13 protein-coding genes, 8 tRNA genes and 3 rRNA genes are annotated in these 24,380 nt (G+C 37.4%); 1 reads left to right on the forward strand and 23 read right to left on the reverse strand.

Annotated features, from left to right (window positions below; all coding sequences use genetic code 11):
* Positions 1 to 36: 36 nt before the first annotated feature.
* The 9 genes from IGL98_RS17000 to IGL98_RS17040 form a co-directional block, all read right to left on the reverse strand.
* The gene (locus IGL98_RS17000) at positions 37 to 858 is read right to left on the reverse strand and encodes a class A sortase (protein ID WP_206844079.1); all 822 of its coding nucleotides are present in this window, start codon (positions 856 to 858) and stop codon (positions 37 to 39) included.
* The gene (locus IGL98_RS17005; protein ID WP_422851618.1) at positions 776 to 1,924 is read right to left on the reverse strand and encodes a DUF916 and DUF3324 domain-containing protein; all 1,149 of its coding nucleotides are present in this window, start codon (positions 1,922 to 1,924) and stop codon (positions 776 to 778) included. Before IGL98_RS17005 ends, IGL98_RS17000 begins: the two co-directional genes overlap by 83 nt.
* A 136-nt stretch (positions 1,925 to 2,060) precedes the next feature.
* The gene (locus IGL98_RS17010) at positions 2,061 to 4,091 is read right to left on the reverse strand and encodes a WxL domain-containing protein (RefSeq protein WP_206911417.1); all 2,031 of its coding nucleotides are present in this window, start codon (positions 4,089 to 4,091) and stop codon (positions 2,061 to 2,063) included.
* A gap of 102 nt (positions 4,092 to 4,193) precedes the next feature.
* The gene (locus IGL98_RS17015; RefSeq protein WP_206844075.1) at positions 4,194 to 4,952 is read right to left on the reverse strand and encodes a WxL domain-containing protein; all 759 of its coding nucleotides are present in this window, start codon (positions 4,950 to 4,952) and stop codon (positions 4,194 to 4,196) included.
* Positions 4,953 to 4,979: 27 nt separating this feature from the next.
* A complete protein-coding gene (locus IGL98_RS17020; RefSeq protein ID WP_339099443.1) occupies positions 4,980 to 7,604 on the reverse strand; it encodes a pectate lyase-like adhesive domain-containing protein in 2,625 nt (874 codons plus the stop codon).
* Positions 7,605 to 7,623: 19 nt separating this feature from the next.
* Entirely contained in the window at positions 7,624 to 8,382 is a 759-nt protein-coding gene (locus IGL98_RS17025; RefSeq protein WP_422851620.1) for a WxL domain-containing protein, read from the reverse strand.
* A gap of 51 nt (positions 8,383 to 8,433) precedes the next feature.
* Positions 8,434 to 9,174, reverse strand: coding sequence for a WxL domain-containing protein (locus IGL98_RS17030; RefSeq protein WP_206844068.1), 741 nt, complete (start codon positions 9,172 to 9,174; stop codon positions 8,434 to 8,436).
* A 3-nt stretch (positions 9,175 to 9,177) separates the two neighbouring features.
* Positions 9,178 to 9,555, reverse strand: a complete 378-nt coding sequence (locus IGL98_RS17035; protein WP_206844066.1) for an LPXTG cell wall anchor domain-containing protein — start codon at positions 9,553 to 9,555, stop codon at positions 9,178 to 9,180.
* Positions 9,556 to 9,698: 143 nt separating this feature from the next.
* Entirely contained in the window at positions 9,699 to 10,028 is a 330-nt protein-coding gene (locus IGL98_RS17040; protein WP_206844064.1) for a hypothetical protein, read from the reverse strand.
* 751 nt (positions 10,029 to 10,779) lie between these two features.
* Here IGL98_RS17040 and IGL98_RS17045 point away from each other — a divergent pair.
* Complete coding sequence (locus IGL98_RS17045) at positions 10,780 to 12,285, forward strand: helix-turn-helix domain-containing protein (RefSeq protein WP_206913472.1); 1,506 nt, start codon at positions 10,780 to 10,782, stop codon at positions 12,283 to 12,285.
* A 191-nt stretch (positions 12,286 to 12,476) separates the two neighbouring features.
* Here IGL98_RS17045 and IGL98_RS17050 read toward each other — a convergent pair whose 3' ends face one another.
* From IGL98_RS17050 to IGL98_RS17115, 14 genes are all read right to left on the reverse strand, one after another.
* The gene (locus IGL98_RS17050; RefSeq protein ID WP_242590320.1) at positions 12,477 to 14,327 is read right to left on the reverse strand and encodes a MucBP domain-containing protein; all 1,851 of its coding nucleotides are present in this window, start codon (positions 14,325 to 14,327) and stop codon (positions 12,477 to 12,479) included.
* A gap of 848 nt (positions 14,328 to 15,175) precedes the next feature.
* Complete coding sequence (locus IGL98_RS17055; protein ID WP_206913463.1) at positions 15,176 to 17,665, reverse strand: ATP-dependent Clp protease ATP-binding subunit; 2,490 nt, start codon at positions 17,663 to 17,665, stop codon at positions 15,176 to 15,178.
* Between the two features lie 4 nt (positions 17,666 to 17,669).
* Positions 17,670 to 18,137 carry a CtsR family transcriptional regulator gene (locus IGL98_RS17060; RefSeq protein WP_206847204.1) on the reverse strand — a complete coding sequence of 156 codons (468 nt, stop codon included), beginning with the start codon at positions 18,135 to 18,137 and terminating at the stop codon, positions 17,670 to 17,672.
* 163 nt (positions 18,138 to 18,300) lie between these two features.
* Positions 18,301 to 18,374: transfer RNA gene (locus IGL98_RS17065), tRNA-Pro, on the reverse strand.
* 85 nt (positions 18,375 to 18,459) lie between these two features.
* A tRNA-Arg gene (locus tag IGL98_RS17070) sits at positions 18,460 to 18,533 on the reverse strand.
* 98 nt (positions 18,534 to 18,631) lie between these two features.
* Positions 18,632 to 18,717: transfer RNA gene (locus IGL98_RS17075), tRNA-Leu, on the reverse strand.
* A gap of 15 nt (positions 18,718 to 18,732) precedes the next feature.
* A tRNA-Gly gene (locus tag IGL98_RS17080) sits at positions 18,733 to 18,804 on the reverse strand.
* 8 nt (positions 18,805 to 18,812) lie between these two features.
* Positions 18,813 to 18,885, reverse strand: a tRNA-Thr gene (locus tag IGL98_RS17085).
* A gap of 35 nt (positions 18,886 to 18,920) precedes the next feature.
* A tRNA-Leu gene (locus IGL98_RS17090) sits at positions 18,921 to 19,002 on the reverse strand.
* A 12-nt stretch (positions 19,003 to 19,014) separates the two neighbouring features.
* Positions 19,015 to 19,087 (reverse strand) — tRNA-Lys (locus IGL98_RS17095).
* Between the two features lie 6 nt (positions 19,088 to 19,093).
* Positions 19,094 to 19,166 (reverse strand) — tRNA-Val (locus tag IGL98_RS17100).
* Positions 19,167 to 19,180: 14 nt separating this feature from the next.
* A 5S ribosomal RNA gene (rrf, locus tag IGL98_RS17105) occupies positions 19,181 to 19,296 on the reverse strand.
* 96 nt (positions 19,297 to 19,392) lie between these two features.
* Positions 19,393 to 22,304, reverse strand: a 23S ribosomal RNA gene (locus tag IGL98_RS17110).
* 281 nt (positions 22,305 to 22,585) lie between these two features.
* Positions 22,586 to 24,146: ribosomal RNA gene (locus IGL98_RS17115) — 16S ribosomal RNA — on the reverse strand.
* The 16S, 23S and 5S rRNA genes sit together here with 8 tRNA genes alongside, the layout of an rRNA operon.
* Between the last annotated feature and the right edge of the window lie 234 nt (positions 24,147 to 24,380).

The following is a 24,380-nucleotide window of genomic DNA, read 5'->3' on the forward strand; positions in this document are numbered from 1 at the left end:
TCTATTGAAACTCTGATTGGACTTCTTTACTCACCATCAAACATACTTCCATATACAATAACCGCTAAGTATCAAAGCTATTAAACTTATTACTATCGGCACTACACTATATTTTACAAAACTCTTTCTGATTGCTTTCATATTTTGGTAAAACTCATTTTTTTCTTCATTTTTAACAGCTTCAGTTCTTTTTTCTTTTACTGGTTCAGCTGTAACAATAATTCTTTTATCAGTTAAATAGGGTTTATCACAAGTAATGATAGTCAGTTGAGGGGTAGCTGTGTTATCTAATACCTCAAGTTGATCCTCCAACACTATTTTTTTGTTTACTATCTTGTATTGATAGATTTTATCTAAAAATTGTACCTTAATAAGATCATTGACCTCGATTTTAGCTATTTTACCTAATAATAAATTTTCAATCCCTAAGTGGTGCCCTAAAAGAACAATATTGTCCTTTTCAAAGTGTCTGTCTGGGTGCATAAATCCTACTCCAAATAGCATCTCTTGGTAATGTACGCCCAAAAATATCGGAACTGAAATCCCAACAGATTCTATCATCAATTGACCGACAGCATCTTCAAGATTATCAGTTGATGCTGTTAGGTAATCTTCAACTGTTGGAAAATCAATTCGTTCATTTGGCTTTGGTTCTGGCATATTTTCAACTTGGGTAATTTTTGTATTTTTAATCTTTATAATTGTTATTGTATTTTTGAATATTGGAAAACAAATCAAGAGCGTTCCAATAATCAAAAACAAGATAAGCATTAGCTTAAACCTTTTTTTTGTCTCGTTTTCTTTTTTTGTTTTTAGATTTATTTTTTCTTTCTTCAGCTTTTTTTTCTTCTTCATCATTTTTCTTTTTTCTCCAAACCAACCAAATAATTAAAATCAGCACTAATAAAATCAGTAGAATGCCAATCAATAGATAGATCCATGTATTATCTTTTTTGATCGTTACATCTTTAGCATTTAATGTTTTCGCTGTATTTCCGTCTATTTTAAAATCTTTTTCTAGTTTCCATTGATTTTTAAAATTGATGGTTGTCGCTCCTTTTTGTTGAATAAACTGACCATCTTCACTTTTATTGCCAAATACAGTCATTGATAGGTGGTACTCTCCGGCTTCTAATCGTGAGCCATTCAAAGAAACTGGAAAGGTAAAGCTTGAATTTGGTGCTATCTGCATGCCGTCTTTATCTTCAGAATAAAGAACTTTAGAACTACCTTTTTTTGTAATTTCAGCTTTGATCGCAACTTGATTAATATAAGTTTTTTGATCGTTTTGTAAGCCTGCCAAAATAACATTTCTAGCATTGATCTGACCAGGTCCTACATCTTTCAATAGTAAGTTAGGATCTATTTCGTTTAGATTTTGACGCATAAGAAGTGCTACAACATAGGAATACTCGTTCTCTATAGATAAACCTTTTTCGTTATCCTTAGCTGGTGAAGTATCTTCTGTAACTTCTTTAAACGTAATTCCACCAGCAAGTACCCCAATAAATTTTTCGTTAGGCATCTTCACCTTAAATGGGACAACTTGTTCACTTTCGGGCTTTAAAGTAACTGTCTCTGGGTAATCTACATACTCCTCTACATCAATATCTAAACTCTCGTCTTTTTCTATATCATTCTTTCCGTACTCAACAACAACATTGGAATTAGTTGTGGCGCTATTTACAGAAATCTCTACTTTTACTTCTTTATCTGTATCATTTCTCAAGGTGACATTTAATATTTCTTCTTGATTAGGCTCTAGCTTTAAGTCAAAATATGTTTTTTCTTTATCAATCTGGCTTTTCGGTGTAGTCGGTGTAACGGCAAAATTAAATTCACTTGCCTCAACTATACTTGTATTTAGAACAAGCAAGCTAACTGCACACGTAATCATTATTAGTAATTTTTTTATCAATTTCAATTGAATCGCTCCTCAATAATATGTATAGATTATGAGACTGTTCTTTCTCCTAATCTTGTTTTTTGGCTTCTTATTTTATAGAATATCTGTTATTCTTTATCTTATTCATTTTGGGTATTTTCAAAAAATATCACTATTATTCGGGCACATCTTCTAAAGACCATGACAAAGTGCCATTATATTCTCCAAAAATTTGTTTTTCCACAGGTATTTTTAAACTAATACCTTTGTTTTCTTGCCATTCACTAGATATATTAACCGTCTCACTTTCAGTTAATTTCCGTTCTTCTACAACTGTTGTATTATTCCCAATATTTACGGTTTCTTTTGCATTTGTATAGTACATCAAACCTGATAAATTATTTGTATTAGAGGATAAAGGGGCTTTCTCCCTTAAAGTTAGCCTCCAATAGTTTTTATTATTTCCACGATTATCTGAAATAATAAGTTCTTCTTCTATTTTCGGAAAAAGAGTTTGAGTATAATTTTTAATTTTATTGACTCCGAAATCTAGTTTATCGGGAACCGATTCTAACTTTACTTCGCCCAAAATAACATGTATTGGGACTATTATTTCCCTTTCAATACCAGTTAATTTACTTTTTATAACTACTACGATAGTTGTATCTCCTATGGAATCAAAAACTTTTTCTTCTTCAAATCTATCTACAAACACTTCATCATTTTCAAATTGACTGCTCAGCTCCTCAACTAGGTCAGATAGTTCCAAGTCTGAAGTATTTGTACCTAAAATTACTTCTTGGGGAATAGGAACACCTGATATAGTATTTGATATGTTTATATAAGCATTATCAGTAGAGTTTCCTTCTGCTTTATTATTGTATGCAGTTAATGGCACTACTAAGTATGAACCTTCAATATAATCTTTCAAATTAGGATTTGCTAGATCAACATTAAATTCCAATTCAATATTCAGCTTATTCTGGCGTAGTTTCTGTAATGTGCTAGAAAGTATTCTTATAGTTAATAAATTATCCTTAATCGTTTTAGCAGCGGTAACGGTTTCGTCATCGAGATTAGTTATTTTAATTTTATTTAATGTTTGACTATTCAATTCTAAGATTGGGTTAATATCCATTTTAATTTCTAAATCCGAATACTTAGCAGCTGGTTGTAGTGGTAGCACTTGCTTAACATTATACTGGGCTACATATTTCTCATCTTCTTTATACCCAGTTACATATGGTTTTGGATATTCTGTTTCTATACTTGTCACAGTTTTATAAAGTAATGTTTGACTATTGACAGGCGAAGCTGTTCGAAAACTTAAAACAGACTTAGGTTTATTTAATACCTCTAAACTTGAACTTCGAACACTAGATACATTTTCAAATCTTACTCTCTTATCATTATCTAACATCTCATACATTATCTGCCCGCCCGAGGTCTGAACAATACTAGTAACGTCAGATTCATCATAATAAATGGCACTACCGTATTTTGGGTTTTCTCCATTGCTTATTTCTATATTATTTAATACATTTTGAGTTAGACTTTCTTCACTTTCTTCATCTATTATTTCTTCGATAACCTCTAATTCTTCTGCTGCACTACCTTTATAGTTTACCTGCACTGATCTATTGGAATCAAAAGAAACAATGATAGCGTCTGTTGGATTGTTATTTTTTTTAATAGTCCATTTTACAGAAAACGCTTTTTCCATTTCCTCATCTAAATATCCCATCTTAGTAAATATGATTTCTGTTCCAATAGGTGCTTTTGAAAGATCATATATGCTAACTACTTGTCCATTTACTTTAATTTGCGATTTTTTTGTAGCCATTGGCTTAACCCAGTCATTCGGCCAATTAATATCACTAGGAGAAGTCGTATACTTATATTTTGGATACGCAGTTATGTTCACAGTCGCTCTGCTTTCAGTCTCTGCTTTTTTTTCTGACACATACTTCTCTAAATTCTTAAATGAAGCAGTTTCTTCTTCTAAATTGCTCATTTCATTTATGTTTATATCGTCAAAATGTACTTCGTCAGCAAAATCTTGAGATGAAGCAGTTCCTTCTTCTAAATTGCTCATTTCATTTATGTTTATATCATCAAAACGTACTTCATCAGCAAAAACTTGAGATGTATGTATACAAACCGCTAATAGCCCTATCAAATAAATGTAAATAACTAACCTTTTCATCTCAAGACTCCTTTTCCTATTTATATTAATATTCATCTTATAAATAAGAGGACTCTCGCCCTCTTATTTTTTTATTTTATTTCTCTATATCTCTGGGAATCTCTATTCATTATTTCCTGGAACATCTGTTAAAGTCCAAACTAATTTAGTTGAATATTTTTCTGCGTATTTAGTTGTTGAACCTGGAACGCTTAATTCAATACTTTCTGCTGCTGTTTCAGCATCTGTTCCCCAATCAAGTAAGTAAGTCCCAGCTCCTTGTCCAGCTTTAGCACTCATCACTTCTGATTGAGACCCATCAGCGTTAAGAATGATTTTTTCCTGTCCAGTAGGTTTTTCAGATGCTGATGCAGATACTACGTTACCATTATTGAATGTAATTTGAGCACCTGTTAATTCTTTTCCTGATACAGATGTAAATTGTTTTTCTTGATTGACTTTTAATGTCCAACCTGCCTCAGTTCCTCTGTTATCCGTAATCTGAACATAATTAGGTCCTTCTTTAACTTCTTCAGTTGCATTACCTTGTTCGTCAAAAGTTTTGTATTTTTGTGTTGCTGCATAGTAAGTTTCGTTTTTAGAAGTAATTTTTTGAACGCCAAAATCTAAGCTTGATGCATAATCAATTGATAACGGTCCGTTTGTTCCAGGATTTGGTCCTTCTGGATCGGTTGGATCAATTGGATCTACCGGGTTTGTTGGATCGGTTGGGTCTACTGGATCGGTTGGATCTTCACTTGGTGTGAATTCTACTACTCCATTTGATGTGTAGACACCTCCATCTTCTGCAAAAGCTTGAGTTGAACCTGCTAATGTGCTTAATAATACAGTAGATAATAATAGTGTTGATAGTTTTTTCATGTTGTTTTCTCCTCAAATTAAATTATTTTAATTGCTTGGAACATCTTCTAATGTCCAGGCAAGTTTTCCCTGATAATTACCTATAATTTGTTTTTCTACTGGAACTACAAGTTTTGGCCCCATTTGTTCATTCCATTCATTTGAAATATCTACTTTCTCTGCGTCATCTAGCTTTCTTTGTTCTACTATTACTTTTTCTGCACCTATGCTTATAGTGCCACTTGAGTTAGTATAGTAAAATAATCCCGATAGACTGTTATTTTCTCCTGAAATTGGTGACAATTCTTGTAACGTAACTCTCCAGTAGTCTTTATCTGGTCCTCTTGTATCAGATATTTGTAAACTTCCAGTGGTCTGTGGAAAGTATTCTTGTGTGACATTGCTGACCTGATGCAAACCAAAATCAAAAATTTGTGGAACTGACGAAAGATCTAATGTGCCTGCAATCAAAACCTTAGTGGCGGCTTTAAATATAGCATCTCGATAAGCATACTCACTTTCTGGTTCAATATTCCCAACAGAATTATTTGTTTTGGGTGGATCTGTTATCTGTGTAACTTTTCCACTTTTATCTTGTAAAAAGATTTGGATGACATCATCTTTATAAAGAGTAAGCGTCTCTAATGGTATGGTAAAAGATCCAGCATCATTTACTTCTGCTTTAACATCTGATTGATTTTCACCATTTAGGGTTATAGTTACACTACTACCTGGTTCACCAGTCCCAGAAAGACTTTTTATACTTGGTGATTGAGTATTACCTCCATTAATTATCGCTGGTTCTGGGGGTGTTACATCAATAACAGTATATCTAAATACATCTTCATTGACCCATGGGCCCCTAGTTGCCTCTGCTTCCATATCTTTTCCTGCAATATTGAATTCATCTGACTTATAATAAACATATCCGTTAGCATCTGTAGATAAGTTAGCTTGAGTATTACCTAAAGTATCTCTTACGGTAACACTTGCTTGATTTTTCGAAGCATATACAGGAATATAATTGACTTCTCCAGAAGAGTTAGATCCATTATTATCTGGAACATACCCTACTATGACTCTCAGTTTAGCTGTTTTATCCGCGTCAGTAACTGGAATCCATTCAATCTCTGGATTCTGATTCATTCCGGAAATTCTTCTGTAATTTTTCTGAGAGAAAAAATTCAATCCCGTAGTTGTTGAAGATATCCTTTCAGAAGTACCATTCCCCTGAACGGAAAAATTAGAAACTTTTGTATATGTCTCACTAGATGGTCCTAAAGCGTTGACTTCTTTTCGCCACAAGTCAATGTCAGAATTGTTTATTGAAAAAAAGTTGTCACTATTATTATTCATAGCTACTTGTACAGCTGTAGCTCCATCCGAAAGATTTCTTATGTCGTATTGAGCAGGTTGATTTAATATCAATGAAGTATTTTGACGTCTCGTACTATTAGTTCCAGTTCCATTAGAAGATAAATTTATCAATGGTTGTGTACTAACCCCAATAACATAAAAATATGCGCCTGGATTTACTATAAGATAGGTATCATCTTCGCTATAAGCAATTACAGCACCAGATTTTTGTTTACTAGTTAAATTAACTACAGCGCCCTTTTGAACTATCATCCCTGAGCCTTTTAAATCAAATCGAACTGCGTTTCCTGGCATGTTTACATTGAATTTGCTATTTTCTCCAACAGTAAGAGTATTATAGTATGAATAGATAGCTGGATAGGTAGTGCCCGATGTCTGACTTTGAGATAAATTAACTGTACAGTTCTTTCCGATTGTAAATTCTTTCGACGCACCTGTTGAATCAGCATCTGCTTTAACGTTATACCAGAAAATAGAAAAATTGTAAAAGTTAACATTACCAGTGTAAACAGTCTCGTCTTCCATTATTAAACTTCCTAAATAAAAGTTTTCAGCACGAGTATCAATATACATGTACCCATATATCGTTACCTCTGCATGAGAGGCTCTTGCTAAGCGTTGGACACCTGGTTGAGTAATTATATTACCAAAACGATATTTCCACCGCTTACCATTAACGGTGTTTAACCGCGCCCCAACAATATCTTCACTGTTTGCTCCACCATAATTTTGATCAAGGATAATGTCATGCATATGAAAAGTTCCAATGCCTGCACTCGGTTTACCCAATTGGATTGATGAACTTTTGAAATTGATCATATTATTTCGTCCATCTATTTCTAAACTATTAATCCTTGAATAATTTGATAACGAAGTATCCGTATTTTTGGGATTCTCAAAGCTATTAGATAACGTTATTTTAGTTACAGATTCATTTCTAACAGCATTGACGAATGATGTCCAATCTCTTACCGTTACTTCTAACCTTGTTCCATTTTCTGATATTTCATTATCATCCAATATAACATCGTCTGTAACTGTGCTATTTTCATTGCCTAAAGAACTTTGTGTAATAGTCTCCTCTGATTCACTACTTTCCACAGTATCTAGGTCATTCGGAAGCATCTCCAACCACTCATCAGTAGACGACTTTAGATTACTATCCAAGCTACTCGAAGACGATGTATTCTCCTGTGCGCTAATAGGGGTAGGCATACTATAAAAGTGAATAATAGGAGAGATACTTAATGTTACTAGTGCAATTACTGCAACTCCTAACAACTTATTTTTGTGCATATCTCTTCACTCCCATCAATTATTCCCCTGGAACGTCTGTTAATGTCCACACTAATTTTGTCTGATATTTAACAGCATCCTTGGGCGTTGCTCCAGGTACTGACAATTGCACATCTTTTGTTACATTTACATTTTGAACAGTACCTTCTTCATCACGTTCTTCTACTTCTTCTACCGCTCCCCAATATGTCGCCCATGTACCAGATCCAGCTCCTATAGCAGCAGTTGTAACAACTGATTCTACTCCTGGGGTTAATGCAATTTCATCGACTGCTACTGGCTTTTCAACGTTTTGTGCATTACTGTTAACGGATGGCGCAGATAATTTTATTTGTGCTCCCGTTAATACGTCATTCAAAGTTTGAGTTGTTGCTGTTAATTGTGCCTCTTGTTTGACTGTCAGTGTCCAGCCACCGTTTGTTCCGCGATTATCTGAAATTTGAACAAAATTAGGTGTATCTTTTTGCTCGCCTTGATATTTTTGCGCTCTTGCAAAATACGTTTGGTCTTTATTTGAAATACGGTTTTTACCAAAATCTAAACTTGATGCAAAGTCAATTGATAGCGGTCCTTGTGTTCCAGGATTTGGTCCTTCTGGATCTGTTGGATCAATCGGAGCAACTGGCTTTTCAGGATCTGGGTTTTCAGGATCTACTGGATCTGTTGGGTCTAGGTTTGGAATAAATTCGACAGCCCCATTCGACTCATATTCTTTAGTTTCTTCCGCTTCTACTTTAAGAGCTCCAAAAGGTAATACGACTGTGCCAATTGCTAACATTGTGATTAATTGTTTTTTCTTCATTTTATAAAACACTTCTTTCATTTATATTTATTTTTTTTCTGATTCGTTTCCCGGTGTATTTTCTAATGACCAGACTAATTTAGCTGAGTATTGTTGAGCCAGCTTAACTGATTTACCAGGAACAGACAGTTGAACAGCATCCGCGTTTTCGTCTACATTTGAGCCGAATCGGTAAACCCATGTTCCCACACCTGTACCTTTTTCAGCATTGACAGCTAGAAGATTGCTCTCTCCAGGTGTCATGATAATTTCTGATGACACATTTGTTGGTGCATATTTCTCGTCAATAATAGATGCAGCTTCACCTTTAGTAAATTTCAATTGTGCCCCTACTAATTCTTCACCTGTCGATGTTTTAAATTGTTCTGGTTGTGAAAGGCTTAATTTCCAACCTTCTAGTGTTCCTCTTTTATCTGTTACTTGAACATATGTTGGTTTTTTTGATCCATCACTCATTTCATCTGGGGCAGCATAATAGATTTTATCTGTCGTTGAAATCTTTTGTGTACCAAACTTAAATTTTGAGCCATAATCAATAGACAAGGCACCACCTGTACCAGGTCCTGGAGGATCAATTGGATCAACTGGTATTTCTGGATCCGGATTCTCTGGATCAACTGGAGGTGTTACTTCATCATCGCCTGCTTCAAAGGTAATTGTTGCATCCGTATTATATTCTTTAGATGCTTCTTCTGCCATTGCTGAAGTTGCGTTTGCTGTAACACTTAATAGTATTGCTGTTGACATTAACATAATCGCTTTTTTCATTATTTAAAATTCCTCTTTTCTTTTAAACATATAGATTAAGATTACCATTCCTAAAAACGTAGAAATCCCCATAATTGAATAAAGTGGATTTATAAAATCGCCTGTATTCGGCAATATATTTTGACCAGTCGCCGAATAATTATTGGATCCAGTGTTTTCTGTCCCATGATTACTTGCATCCCCAGTATTCTTCCCTACATTGATACTACTGCTGTCTTTATTTTCTTCTTTATCTTCTTCGGTATTATACTCATACTTACCGTAAAAACTTGTTTCCCCGTTTGACTCGTATTCTTGTTCTAATGCGTACGTATTCGAAGATACCGAAAACGCCAAACAAACAAACATAAAGCCTATGGTAGCTTTTACAAGTTTACTCATATTTCTCTCCTTCCTTATTAAAATTGCTTAGTTGACTGGCCTTCAACTAACTTATGGAACTTTCCACCTACATATAACATACTGTTTTCTCTTAATTTTTTGAGCTTTAACAGTATGTTATGTGTAGGCAATAAGTTCATCTTTCATAATAATCGACTTTTTTCTGCTCTTTTTAACCAACCATTTTCATAATCAATTATATTAATTTCAGCATCCTGATAACAGTTTTGGAATATAGCTTTAATCACTTCTTCACTCTCTATCCCAGCCACTACAAGAGAGTAACTAATGGTGTTCTCATCTAGAATTTCTATTAAATATATAGCAACGTCAATCCAATAAGTGTCTATAAATCCATTATCAATTAGCAGCCTCTGGTCAATAAAGTCATAAAAAACAATAACCTGTTCCCTTGTAATGACACGAACTGCATCCCTGTCAATACCTGTAGCTTTTTCTGTATATGATTTCAACGAATCTATTCCATACGACATAGGAACAATGCAATTTCTATTAAAAGTTCGGCAATCTGTTGTAAATTGTACAGAATATAGTTGATTTAGTATTTTAGACACTAACATATTCCTATTCATTGGCCGCTCCCCCTTTTTTAACATATGAAGACAATTAGATTAAATTACAACTCATACATCACGTTCACTAATAGAATATATTCCTTAATACTTGGTTTTTCTTGACTTCGTTAAAAACATAAACCAGATTGATAAACTTTTTTATACCAGTCTATAAAAAATATTTTGTGTAAGCACATTTGTTAAACTGTAACAACTACCAAACAACTATTTAATTTTATAATAATTCGAAAAATGATACTTTTATATTTTTTAATTAAAAAATATAAAAAAATAAAAAATGCTGACACATCAACTATAATCTTTTGCAAACACGGTAGTATTTTTTTCTACACTACTGAGCAAAGCCACTATTATAATCGTATGGTATAAAAAATTTTTTCATTGTTTTCCTCACGTCATTTTTAATTTTGTTTTGTTTAATGATATTTCGGTGCAGATACTTAGTTTATAGAAAGAAGTTTTTTATAAGGTTCGATCAAAAAAATTTTATTTTCACCATTTTTAAATTATAATAATAATAGAATATTTTTTTTGTATACTAATCATATTATTTTTTTTTACTTTTAAGGGATATTTTTTTTTTCGATTTCAATAAAAAAAAAGTCTTTCCGCAGAAAGGAGCTTATAAATGGCTACTACCTTAGAGAAACTTTTAAACTTTCTTTATGAACCAGAAACCAAGAAGAAACTTGCTGTAATGAAGACCTTAGAGTATAAAAATGGATGGATGACACTCGAAGAATTGCATTTATCATTAGGGTATACACGAGCTACGTTAAGAAAATATTTAAATCAAATCGAAAAAGAATCCCCAAAAAACAATTGCTATTTTTTAAAATCGGAAAAAAAGCTAGGCTACTTATTAGAAATAAAAAATGCCTTTGAATTCGGTCAATATTATCGCGATATCCTCTTTAATATGTGGCCTGTTCAATTTTTAAACCAATTAATTTTACATAATAAAGTAAACAAAGCTTTTTTTCCTATCGAATTTTTTATTAGTGATTCGGTTTTAAAGAATAAAATCAAAGATTTTAAACAAGTCTTAGCATATTTTTCTATTTCCCTAAAAATTAGCAATAGCATGTACTACTTAGAAGGCAATGAAGCCAATATTCGGCGCCTGTCGGAAGAATTCTTCTGGGAATTTTTCAAAGGAAGTTCTTGGCCTTTTAAAACAGTTGAAGAACAAGCAATCCTGGACAAAACGACACAACTATTACAAAATGCTACGCGAGCATTCTCATTGATTGACCAGCGAAGAATCAACTATTCCTTGGCTATTCAAGAAGTACGAGTCAAGTGTGGAGAACTCTTTGAAGTCAATCAATATGATTCAAGCTACCGTTCTTTTTTGAACCTTTTCATAACACATATGCAACAAAATAAATCATTGTTTCCAACAGAAGGAGAGTTCTACTATTTTTACTTTTGGCTAGCGACTAAATCTAAATACTACTCCTATTTTGACACAGATTTTAACACTACCAAGCTATGTTCTGATGCAATGAACACTTACGTACAACTAAATATTCGAATTTTAGCCTTCATTACAGAAACACTTGGTTCATTGTCAAAAGAGAATACGCGTATCGTGTCCAATTATTTAATTTGTACTCATATGCACTTGCTTCTATTTAATAACAACTATATTATCAACAATAAACAATTACTGTTTTCTAACCACAAGAATATGGTGCCAGTCATTAATAATATTATAGATTTAATTGAAGAAGAGGTACCCTTGAATCAAGAAGTCAAATCCTTTTTGACATATCGTTACAGCACTATTTTATCGACAATTTATCCACCTTCTACTTTTTCAAAAAAAATCATCATTAGCTTTTGTACCGATTTAGAACCCACTATTGAAACCAAATTGTTGCGTATTTTAACAGACTATTTCTCTGACATTATAAATGTCGAATTTTTTTCAGGGGTAAACAACGTAACTCAACCCATTGATTTAATTATACATACAGCTTTAAATCCTCGTATATTTTCCGATAAAAAAGTAAAAGCAACAAAATATGTAGATACACGTTTTCTTCACAATCCCAATTTGTCTTCTCTAATAGACCTAATCACTCAGTTTCTAACTGACGATGTCATCGATAAAGGAAATATGAGCTAAATAAGCTAGCAAACAAGGTTGGTTATTTGGATAATCAAAAAAAATAGAAGCCTGAAAATCCTTTTTTAAGATTTTCGGGCTTCTTTTTCATTTGTCTTGAGACTTATGCCTCAAGCTCCTAACTTTATTTTACTGATTCTCTTTACCAATATTAAGTAAAAAAACACGCACTTTATAACTTTTTATCAAAACTATTTTTCAAGTTTTATAAATCGATGAATTGAGGTGCCTAAAGTAGAAAATAAAAGAATAATTCCTAAGAAAATACCCACCAAGGAGATTCTTTTATTTTCACCTGTTTTAGGCAATTTCTGCTGATTTAAATATAGTAAATCTTTGTCATTGTTTCTCTTTTCTTTATGATTTGAATTATTATCTGGTTTTTCTGAATTTACAGGATCAACTTTATGATTTGAATGGTTATTCGGTTTTTCTGATTCAACTTTATTCTTTGTATAAACATAAATAACTGTTTGGGCTTGATCTGTAAATTGACCTGTTGCATTACCTTGAACCTCTTTGAACGTATAGCCATCAATATTTTTTTGTTCTGTTGTATAATCTTCACCAACATTACCTGACTTTACTATATCATCAGAGATTGTATTTTCGTCAGTATCAACGTATTTAATGGTAACATCTTTTCCTCTTTGTTTATCAGTGATAGTAACAATGATATTTTTGATAGAAGTGTACCCTAAAGAATTTGTTACAGAATAGCTCACTTGTTCAGGATAAACACCTATCGTGTCTTTTTTAGATAAAAGATCTTTATAATCTGTTTTAATATTATCTGTTAAATTTCCATCAATTGTATCTGTTGCAAAAATTCCTGCTGTTACTTTTCCTGAAATATTTGCAACAGTTAACTCACCTACTTCATATATTTTATTATCTGCAGTAATATTGGGAAATATAACACTGAATCCTTGAGTGGTAAAAATATTATTTAAACCAAAGGATTCTTCATTGATTACTGAGCTGTCATTTTTAATTTGTAAGGAAGAATTGGAATTATAAACGTCACCATCATTTGTTGCTAATGATGTTAAATTAACAATATATTTGTGATTTGTTTGTATTATTTTACTGCCATCTTCATGCGTTCCTGATTGCTCAGGGCTGTTAATTATAATATAAATAGAACTATCACTTATGAATAGGCTTTCATATTCACTCTCTGGGACAATTTTATTCGCAGTTGCATCTACCACTTCTATTTCATCTAAATAAATATCCCCTACGTTTCTAGTAGAATGTATTTCATAGTTGACTTCATAGTGTTCATCATTACTCAATATATTTTTTTGTTCAGGGTTAATTTCAATAAAATTCTGGATATTATTTGTTGTTCTAGAAAAAACTCCAGTACTAATATTATCAATTGCTATTGGGTTTTTTCCTAAAAATGTATTAGACAGATTGCTATCCTTTACACCCCAATACATATTTAAAATACCATAACTAGGATTGGGAATATCAGCTTTAGGAATTATTATTTGATTATTATTTACCACTACATCAGTAAAACTACCATCGGTATTCTGTGCAGAAACGCTAACAGGGTAACTTGTATTTTCAGGGCCAATAATAATTGTACTAAAGGGTACACTAATATCTGCCACACCTATAATATCTGATTTTAGAATAAAAGTAATAATTCCTTGATCTGCAGAAATAACTACATCAAATAAATTTGATAAGGTCGGGTCAGTAAAATCCCATGTGCTATAGTCTACGGCGGCGGCTGGAATAGCTACGATTATTTTAGTTGATGCAGAAATAGTGTTTCCATCTGTATTAACTAGATGAAGAGTGCCCCTATACTGATCTCCTGTAGAAAATTCAGTACTATTTGCAGAATAGTCCAAATTTCCTGGAAGAATATTTTTTAACTGCATATCTTCCAACGTTTTTGTAGTTTTTTCTAGTATTTCATTTGAATCACTAGATTGAATATCATTGTTCGCCAAAGTTTCAATTGGTAGTATCTGTGTTAGAGCGAGCAAACTAATTACCAGCAGGATATTTTTTTTCATCATTTTTTTGTCCTCCTTCATTCTGTGAAGTTCTATCTTTCCTAATTCTAGTGTTTTTTAATATCAATTGAATGAACCTTTGCATTTTTGTGTCGTCGTATCTTATCCTTTTAAAATTAATATTTCCAGTGAATACTGAAGCAGCATCGCCATATTATCCGATGAAAAGACTTAATCCTAAAGCTAAGATTACTCCACCTCAATTCTTTTCGAATTCATTAATTTCCATCCCTTGTGTATTTTTATGCTACGAAAGCGGTAACTCTATTTCAAGGTTAACACAACATAGTTCTTTTTTTTTGTTCTTTTTTTAACTATAGACTCAACTTTTTGAAAATTATCATACCCATGCTTTTTTCGATAAATGAGGTTGTAGCACAAATCGTTTACGAAATTGGTGAAGAAATTGACTTTTTACACCGTTTATTCAGATTTTCAATGATATTAGCACTCAAAGAGTTTTATCCCTTCACGAATTTTGTCATCTATTAATTGTTCTCTGACTAATTGGCTTCGGAACTGAAATAAGTACTCTATAAAAGTTACGTTCACTAAGATATCAACATTGATACTATCATAGATGCTTCAATTCTCTGCTAGAAAACACAGATTATGTAAGTAAAAAAATCATCTTTCTTATCATTTGCAAGTGATAAGAAAAAGATCCATTTGAAAGTGAAACGAAATAAATTGTTCCTAAAGAATACTCTCAATTAATAGATTAATAGCGAATATGATATCATTTTTTCTATCAATAGTGATCTTTTTTTGCAAAAAAATCCAGATGCCAATCAATTTGACTGGTATCTGGATTTTTCTTAGAGGCTTACGTCCTAAGTTCGAATTAAATATTAAATTGTTTGTAATACTTGGTCAGGCTTAGGTGACTTAACATTTAATGTTATTTTCCCTTTACTTGCACCAATCGTTACTTTATCACCTAGATGAATTTGACCAGAAAGTAATGCTTCACTTAAACGATCTTCCACCTCTTTTTGTAACGCTCGACGAATTGGCCGTGCGCCATATTCTGGATCAAACCCGACTTTCCCGATTACTTCGATCGCTGCTGCTGTGATTTTCACATTGACATCTTGCTCTTTCAGACGCTGAACAATAGATTTACTCATAATTTTCACGATTTCATGGATTTCCGCTTGATCTAATGAACGGAAGACAACTGTTTCATCTACACGATTCAAAAACTCTGGACGGAATGCTTTTTTCAATTCTTCCATGATTCGTTTTTGCATTGCATCGTAGTCTTTTGTTAGGTCTTTTACATTAAACCCGACATTTTTTTCTTCACGAATCGCTGTTGCACCTATGTTTGACGTCATGATCAAAATCGTATTTCTAAAGTCCACCTTACGTCCTTTAGAATCGGTTAAATGACCGTCGTCCAATACTTGTAATAAAATATTAAATACATCTGGATGCGCCTTTTCTACTTCGTCTAGCAAAATAACAGAATATGGTTTTTGACGGATTTTTTCAGTTAACTGTCCGCCTTCTTCATATCCAACATAACCTGGAGGTGAACCAATCAAACGGCTAGTACTATATTTCTCCATAAACTCAGACATATCCACTCGAACAAGTGCGTCTTCACTACCAAACATTGTTTCAGCTAATGCTTTCGCTAATTCCGTTTTACCAACACCTGTCGGGCCTAAAAACATAAACGATCCAATTGGTCTGTCTGGATCTTTCAACCCACTGCGGGCTCTACGAATCGCACGTGACACAGCTTGCACAGCTTCATTTTGACCTACTACTCGATGATGTAGAATGCTTTCTAATTCAAGTAAACGTTCGCTTTCTTTTTTCTCTAACTGTTGCAATGGTACGCCTGTCCATTGTGAAACAACATTTGCAACATCTTGCTCCGTCACACGGTTAGCATATCCAGAAGCTTCTTTTTGTTCTAATAGTAGGATATTCTCTAATTTGCGGGCTAGTTTTTTCTCTTTTTGGCGTAGTCTTGCTGCACTTTCAAAAGATTGTGATTGAATCGCTTCTTCTTTTTCTTGCACTAAATGAGCGATCTCTATGCGTAAACTATTGATTTCAGAAGGCTCATCCGCTAAATCTAAACGAACTTTAGCTGAAGACTCGTCCATCAAATCGATTGCTTTATCTGGTAACTGACGAGAGTTAATATAACGTACTGACAATTGAACTGCCGCATGTAGCGCTTCATCTGTGATTTCTACACCATGATGTTCTTCATAGCGAGAACGCAAACCTTTCAAAATTTCTTCTGCTTCTTCTGGCGTTGGTTCATCAACTTGCACACGAGCAAAACGACGTTCTAAAGCAGAATCTTTTTCAATATATTTTTGGTATTCATCTAATGTTGTTGCACCAATTGTTTGTAATTCGCCTCTTGCAAGTGCTGGTTTTAAAATATTTGATGCATCAATCGCACCCTCAGCACCACCTGCACCGATCAAGGTATGCAATTCGTCAATAAACAAAATTACTTCTCCGTCTTGATAAATTTCATCAATTACTTTTTTTAGTCGATCTTCAAATTCACCACGATACTTGGTACCGGCAACTAAAGCGCCCATATCCAACATCATCAATCGTTTTTCCAGCATATCATCAGGAACTTCACCGTTCACAATTTTTTGGGCCAAACCTTCAGCGATCGCTGTCTTACCCACACCAGGTTCACCAACTAATACTGGATTGTTCTTTGTACGACGACTTAGAATTTGGATCAATCGTCTAACCTCTTGTGAACGTCCGACAACAGGATCTAAATCATTTTCGCGCGCTAATTTCGTTAAATCACGTGCTAATGAATCCAACGTTGGCGTTCCTTTAGGTGCAGCTTTTTGAGCCTGATTATTGCGACGACGCCCTACATTCCCACTCATTTGCGGGTCAGTAATGCCTATTTTCTTCATTAGCAACTGACGCATCTTAGATAAACTCAAACCTAAATTCAATAAAATACGTGAAGCCAAAATATCTTCATCTCTTAATAAACCTAGTAAAATATGCTCTGTTCCGATATTCGGTGCGCCTAAACGTTTCGCTTCGTCGCCTGCGTAAGCAAAAATTTGTTTTGCACGAGGAGAATAAGGTAAATAGGCCCCTTTAGGATATCCTTTAACCGTTCCATAGCCAGTTAAATGCTCGATTTCTTCACGAATATCATTTTTATCTGCATTCAACTGACGTAGTGATTTCCCAGCAATTCCATTTGGCTCTAAAACTAATGCTAACAATAAATGTTCTGAGCCCACAGATTGATGCCTAAAATATTTTGCTTCTTCTTGTGCAATAGCTAATACCGCCTTGGCACTTTCTGTAAATAATTCATCCATACTATCATTCCTCCTCGTAACTCAAACGTTCTAAAAATGAATGCATCAATTGAGCACGTAAATAATCTTCATTCGATCCTGCTTTGCCTAAAACTGATTTGCCAAGAACTGACAACATCAGATTTCCTTCTCTTTTGGTGATTACGTCTTCTTCATACAATTTTTGTACAAAAATCAGCGCATCTTTTTCTGAAAGCTCATTACCCGTAAACTGAGCCATTTGTTTTAGTAATTGATCACTATCAGAAATTTGAACTTTGGCGATCCTAATATAACCACCGCCGCCACGTTTACTCTCAACAGAATAGCCACGTTGAATCGTAAAACGTGTGTTGATAACATAATTAATCTGGGAGGGAACACAATTGAATAAATGAGCCATTTCAGCTCTACGAATCTCAATTTTACTGCTTTCTTCAAGAATCTTTTTTAAATATGCTTCTATTAAATCAGAAGTATTTTGATTACTCATCACACTCATCCTTTTCCCTTGACTAATACTGACCTTAATTATACATAACTTCAACTGTTTAATAAAGAAGAATGCCCAAATTGATAAGAAAAGATAAATATATTGAAATAGTTAGTTACTCAATCGAACAAAAAAGAACAGAGTAATTACTCTGTTCTTTAAATCGGGAAGACAGGATTCGAACCTGCGACCCCTTGGTCCCAAACCAAGTGCTCTACCAAGCTGAGCTACTTCCCGTAGCTATAATAATAAAAAAAGACTAAACGCTTAAAAGGAACTAAATTCTCTGAACCTTCTAATCCTCAGTCAAACACTTTAACTATGCACCCAAAGGGAGTCGAACCCCTAACCTCTTGATTCGTAGTCAAGCACTCTATCCAGTTGAGCTATGGGTGCTAAAACAAGGATCAAAGTCAGATATATTCATCTGCTTTGTACCTTTCAACATCTATTCTGTCAATTTTACAATTGCCATTCATAGTGTTTCAAAGCAATGCCGAGGACCGGAATCGAACCGGTACGGTGATCACTCACCGCAGGATTTTAAGTCCTGTGCGTCTGCCAGTTCCGCCACCCCGGCGTTTTGAAAAGGCTAAGCGGAAAACGGGGTTCGAACCCGCGACCCCCACCTTGGCAAGGTGGTGCTCTACCACTGAGCTATTTCCGCAGTCTGGATGCCGGCTAAAGGATTTGAACCCTCGACCCTCTGATTACAAATCAGATGCTCTACCAACTGAGCTAAGCCGGCGTTATAATCGCCTAGTAATAAAACGAGACTAAAAATGCGGGTGAAGGGACTTGAACCCCCACGCCGTAAGGCGCTAGATCCTAAATCTAGTGCGTCTGCCAATTCCGCCACACCCGCAAAATATTCCTATGAGCCGTGCAGGGCTCGAACCTGCGACCCTCTGATTAAAAGTCAGATGCTCTACCAACTGAGCTAACGGCTCAAAAAATGGAGGTTGACGGGATCGAACCGCCGACCCCCTGCTTGTAAGGCAGGTGCTCTCCCAGCTGAGCTAAACCTCCAAGACAACACTTTAGCGTGGCGACGTCCTACTCTCACAAAGGGAAACCCTTCACTACAATCGGCGCTAAGAAGCTTAACTTCTGTGTTCGGCATGGGAACAGGTGTATCCTTCTCGCTATCGCCACCACACTGGGTGTTGTTGCTATTAAGTTGAGTGATTATTCACTCAAAACTGGATTGAAGTACGTAATCAAAACGTGGTTAAACACTTTTTTATTCGTTTCTTAGGTTAAGTCCTCGACCGATTAGTATTGGTCCGCTCCGTACATCACTGCACTTCCACTTCCAACCTATCTACCTGATCATCTCTCAGGGGTCTTACTTTCTTAAAGAAATGGGAAATCTCATCTTGAGGTGGGCTTCACACTTAGATGCTTTCAGCGTTTATCCCTTCCCTACATAGCTACCCAGCAATGCCCTTGGCAGAACAACTGGTACACCAGCGGTAAGTCCATCCCGGTCCTCTCGTACTAAGGACAGCTCCTCTCAAATTTCCAACGCCCGCGACGGATAGGGACCGAACTGTCTCACGACGTTCTGAACCCAGCTCGCGTGCCGCTTTAATGGGCGAACAGCCCAACCCTTGGGACCGACTACAGCCCCAGGATGCGACGAGCCGACATCGAGGTGCCAAACCTCCCCGTCGATGTGGACTCTTGGGGGAGATAAGCCTGTTATCCCCAGGGTAGCTTTTATCCGTTGAGCGATGGCCCTTCCATGCGGAACCACCGGATCACTAAGCCCGACTTTCGTCCCTGCTCGACTTGTAAGTCTCGCAGTCAAGCTCCCTTCTGCCTTTACACTCTGCGAATGATTTCCAACCATTCTGAGGGAACCTTTGGGCGCCTCCGTTACTCTTTAGGAGGCGACCGCCCCAGTCAAACTGCCCACCTGACACTGTCTCCCACCACGATAAGTGGTGCGGGTTAGAGGGTTCATAACACAAGGGTAGTATCCCACCAGCGCCTCCACCGAAACTAGCGTTCCGGGTTCATCGGCTCCTACCTATCCTGTACATGTGGTACAAACACTCAATATCAAGCTACAGTAAAGCTCCATGGGGTCTTTCCGTCCTGTCGCGGGTAACCTGCATCTTCACAGGTACTAAAATTTCACCGAGTCTCTCGTTGAGACAGTGCCCAAATCGTTACGCCTTTCGTGCGGGTCGGAACTTACCCGACAAGGAATTTCGCTACCTTAGGACCGTTATAGTTACGGCCGCCGTTTACTGGGGCTTCAATTCTGAGCTTCGCCGAAGCTAACCCATCCTCTTAACCTTCCAGCACCGGGCAGGCGTCAGCCCCTATACTTCATCTTTCGATTTTGCAGAGACCTGTGTTTTTGATAAACAGTCGCTTGGGCCTATTCACTGCGGCTGACCGAAGTCAGCACCCCTTCTCCCGAAGTTACGGGGTCATTTTGCCGAGTTCCTTAACGAGAGTTCACTCGCACACCTTAGGATACTCTCCTCGACTACCTGTGTCGGTTTACGGTACGGGCAGTTGTTTTCTCACTAGAAGCTTTTCTTGACAGTGTGACATCAGAAACTTCGGTACTATTATTTCCCTCCCCATCACAGCTTGTCCGTATAGAGTAAAGCATTTGACTCTACTCAAGACTTACTGCTTGGACATGCACTTCCAGTCGCATGCATTTCTTAGCCTCCTGCGTCCCTCCATTGCTCAAACAAAAACAACTGGTACAGGAATATCAACCTGTTGTCCATCGCCTACGCCTTTCGGCCTCGGCTTAGGTCCCGACTAACCCTGGGCGGACGAGCCTTCCCCAGGAAACCTTAGTCATACGGTGGACGGGATTCTCACCCGTCTTTCGCTACTCATACCGGCATTCTCACTTCTAAGCGCTCCAGCCGTCCTCACGATCGACCTTCAACGCCCTTAGAACGCTCTCCTACCATTACACCAGAGGTGTAATCCACAGCTTCGGTAATATGTTTAGCCCCGGTACATTTTCGGCGCAGGGTCACTCGACTAGTGAGCTATTACGCACTCTTTAAATGGTGGCTGCTTCTGAGCCAACATCCTAGTTGTCTGTGCAACCCCACATCCTTTTCCACTTAACATATATTTTGGGACCTTAGCTGGTGGTCTGGGCTGTTTCCCTTTCGACTACGGATCTTATCACTCGCAGTCTGACTCCCGGATATAAATGAATGGCATTCGGAGTTTATCTGAATTCGGTAACCCGAGATGGGCCCCTAGTCCAAACAGTGCTCTACCTCCATCATTCTTAATTCCGAGGCTAGCCCTAAAGCTATTTCGGAGAGAACCAGCTATCTCCAAGTTCGTTTGGAATTTCTCCGCTACCCACAGCTCATCCCCGCACTTTTCAACGTACGTGGGTTCGGTCCTCCAGTGCGTTTTACCACACCTTCAACCTGGCCATGGGTAGATCACATGGTTTCGGGTCTACGACTACATACTCATTCGCCCTATTCAGACTCGCTTTCGCTGCGGCTCCGGCTCTTCACCTTAACCTCGCATGCAATCGTAACTCGCCGGTTCATTCTACAAAAGGCACGCCATCACCCATTAACGGGCTTTGACTTGTTGTAGGCACACGGTTTCAGGATCTATTTCACTCCCCTTCCGGGGTGCTTTTCACCTTTCCCTCACGGTACTGGTTCACTATCGGTCATTAGGGAGTATTTAGCCTTGCGGGATGGTCCCCGCGGATTCCGACGGAATTTCTCGTGTTCCGCCGTACTCAGGATACTCCTAGGTGTTGCCAACATTTCGTCTACGGGGCTATTACCCACTTTGGCGAACCTTTCCAGGTTCTTCGACTATCTTGACAGACTACCACATCGGAGTCCTACAACCCCAACAAGCAAGCTTGTTGGTTTGGGCTCTTCCCGTTTCGCTCGCCGCTACTCAGGGAATCGAATTTTCTTTCTCTTCCTGCAGGTACTTAGATGTTTCAGTTCTCTGCGTCTACCTCTAACCAGCTATGTATTCACTGGAAAGTAACATCCTATAAAAGATGTTGGGTTTCCCCATTCGGAAATCTCTGGATCATAGCTCACTTACAGCTCCCCAAAGCATATCGGTGTTAGTCCCGTCCTTCATCGGCTCCTAATGCCAAGGCATCCACCGTGCGCCCTTATTCACTTAACCTTATGACCTTACGGTCAATTGTTTGGTTCGTTTCTCTAGCGATAGAGACGTTACCAATAAAATAAGCTTCGAACAATAAATAAATTTACTATCCAACGCGGTGTTCTCGGTTTGTTTTGATTACTTTTTTACTTCAATATCCAGTTTTCAATGAACAATTCGTTTGAGAGTATCATATAAGAAGAAAGATAATCCGATGATTAACTTCTATTTATAAGAGTAAACCTCTCAAAACTGAACAAAGTATCGACGAATGTGTAAGTTTCCGTAATATTCCTTAGAAAGGAGGTGATCCAGCCGCACCTTCCGATACGGCTACCTTGTTACGACTTCACCCCAATCATCTATCCCACCTTAGGCGGCTGGCTCCACAAGGGTTACCTCACCGACTTCGGGTGTTACAAACTTTCGTGGTGTGACGGGCGGTGTGTACAAGGCCCGGGAACGTATTCACCGCGGCGTGCTGATCCGCGATTACTAGCGATTCCGGCTTCATGTAGGCGAGTTGCAGCCTACAATCCGAACTGAGAGAAGCTTTAAGAGATTTGCATGACCTCGCGGCCTAGCGACTCGTTGTACTTCCCATTGTAGCACGTGTGTAGCCCAGGTCATAAGGGGCATGATGATTTGACGTCATCCCCACCTTCCTCCGGTTTGTCACCGGCAGTCTCGCTAGAGTGCCCAACTAAATGATGGCAACTAACAATAGGGGTTGCGCTCGTTGCGGGACTTAACCCAACATCTCACGACACGAGCTGACGACAACCATGCACCACCTGTCACTTTGTCCCCGAAGGGAAAGCTCAATCTCTCGAGTGGTCAAAGGATGTCAAGACCTGGTAAGGTTCTTCGCGTTGCTTCGAATTAAACCACATGCTCCACCGCTTGTGCGGGCCCCCGTCAATTCCTTTGAGTTTCAACCTTGCGGTCGTACTCCCCAGGCGGAGTGCTTAATGCGTTAGCTGCAGCACTGAAGGGCGGAAACCCTCCAACACTTAGCACTCATCGTTTACGGCGTGGACTACCAGGGTATCTAATCCTGTTTGCTCCCCACGCTTTCGAGCCTCAGCGTCAGTTACAGACCAGAGAGTCGCCTTCGCCACTGGTGTTCCTCCATATATCTACGCATTTCACCGCTACACATGGAATTCCACTCTCCTCTTCTGCACTCAAGTCTCCCAGTTTCCAATGACCCTCCCCGGTTGAGCCGGGGGCTTTCACATCAGACTTAAGAAACCGCCTGCGCTCGCTTTACGCCCAATAAATCCGGACAACGCTTGCCACCTACGTATTACCGCGGCTGCTGGCACGTAGTTAGCCGTGGCTTTCTGGTTAGATACCGTCAAGGTAAGAGCAGTTACTCTCCTACTTGTTCTTCTCTAACAACAGAGTTTTACGATCCGAAAACCTTCTTCACTCACGCGGCGTTGCTCGGTCAGACTTTCGTCCATTGCCGAAGATTCCCTACTGCTGCCTCCCGTAGGAGTCTGGGCCGTGTCTCAGTCCCAGTGTGGCCGATCACCCTCTCAGGTCGGCTATGCATCATGGCCTTGGTGAGCCGTTACCTCACCAACTAGCTAATGCACCGCGGGTCCATCCATCAGTGACACCCGAAAGCGTCTTTCAAATCAACACCATGCGGTGTCGACTATTATGCGGTATTAGCACCTGTTTCCAAGTGTTATCCCCCTCTGATGGGTAGGTTACCCACGTGTTACTCACCCGTCCGCCACTCCTCTTTTCAATTGAGTGCAAGCACTCGGTAGAAAAGAAGCGTTCGACTTGCATGTATTAGGCACGCCGCCAGCGTTCGTCCTGAGCCAGGATCAAACTCTCATAATAAAAGTTGAACACAATCCGAAGATTGTTAAGCTCATTTGGTTGCTAGCATATTGCTTCGCTTTTGTTAAAAATTGTTGTTTGTTTTTACCGTTGTAAAAACAACCTACACATTTGGTTCGTCTTACTTTGTTCAGTTTTCAAAGGTCTACTGTGTTACCTCGCAGCAACTTTTATATCATATCAAATCTTCGATTTGATGTCAACACTTTTTTTAAAAAGTTTCAAAGTTTTTTT

It is taken from the genome of Enterococcus sp. DIV0840, from assembly GCF_050527835.1.
GTDB lineage: Bacteria > Bacillota > Bacilli > Lactobacillales > Enterococcaceae > Enterococcus_L > Enterococcus_L ureasiticus.

Coding starts and splice junctions, on each gene's coding strand:
- IGL98_RS17000 (WP_206844079.1), bottom strand. CDS start 858: ATGATGAAGAAGAAAAAAAAGCTGAAGAAAGAAAAAATAAATCTAAAA.
- IGL98_RS17010 (WP_206911417.1), bottom strand. CDS start 4,091: ATGAAAAGGTTAGTTATTTACATTTATTTGATAGGGCTATTAGCGGTT.
- IGL98_RS17015 (WP_206844075.1), bottom strand. CDS start 4,952: ATGAAAAAACTATCAACACTATTATTATCTACTGTATTATTAAGCACA.
- IGL98_RS17020 (WP_339099443.1), bottom strand. CDS start 7,604: ATGCACAAAAATAAGTTGTTAGGAGTTGCAGTAATTGCACTAGTAACA.
- IGL98_RS17025 (WP_422851620.1), bottom strand. CDS start 8,382: ATGTTAGCAATTGGCACAGTCGTATTACCTTTTGGAGCTCTTAAAGTA.
- IGL98_RS17030 (WP_206844068.1), bottom strand. CDS start 9,174: ATGAAAAAAGCGATTATGTTAATGTCAACAGCAATACTATTAAGTGTT.
- IGL98_RS17035 (WP_206844066.1), bottom strand. CDS start 9,555: ATGAGTAAACTTGTAAAAGCTACCATAGGCTTTATGTTTGTTTGTTTG.
- IGL98_RS17045 (WP_206913472.1), top strand. CDS start 10,780: ATGGCTACTACCTTAGAGAAACTTTTAAACTTTCTTTATGAACCAGAA.
- IGL98_RS17050 (WP_242590320.1), bottom strand. CDS start 14,327: ATGATGAAAAAAAATATCCTGCTGGTAATTAGTTTGCTCGCTCTAACA.
- IGL98_RS17055 (WP_206913463.1), bottom strand. CDS start 17,665: ATGGATGAATTATTTACAGAAAGTGCCAAGGCGGTATTAGCTATTGCA.
- IGL98_RS17060 (WP_206847204.1), bottom strand. CDS start 18,137: ATGAGTAATCAAAATACTTCTGATTTAATAGAAGCATATTTAAAAAAG.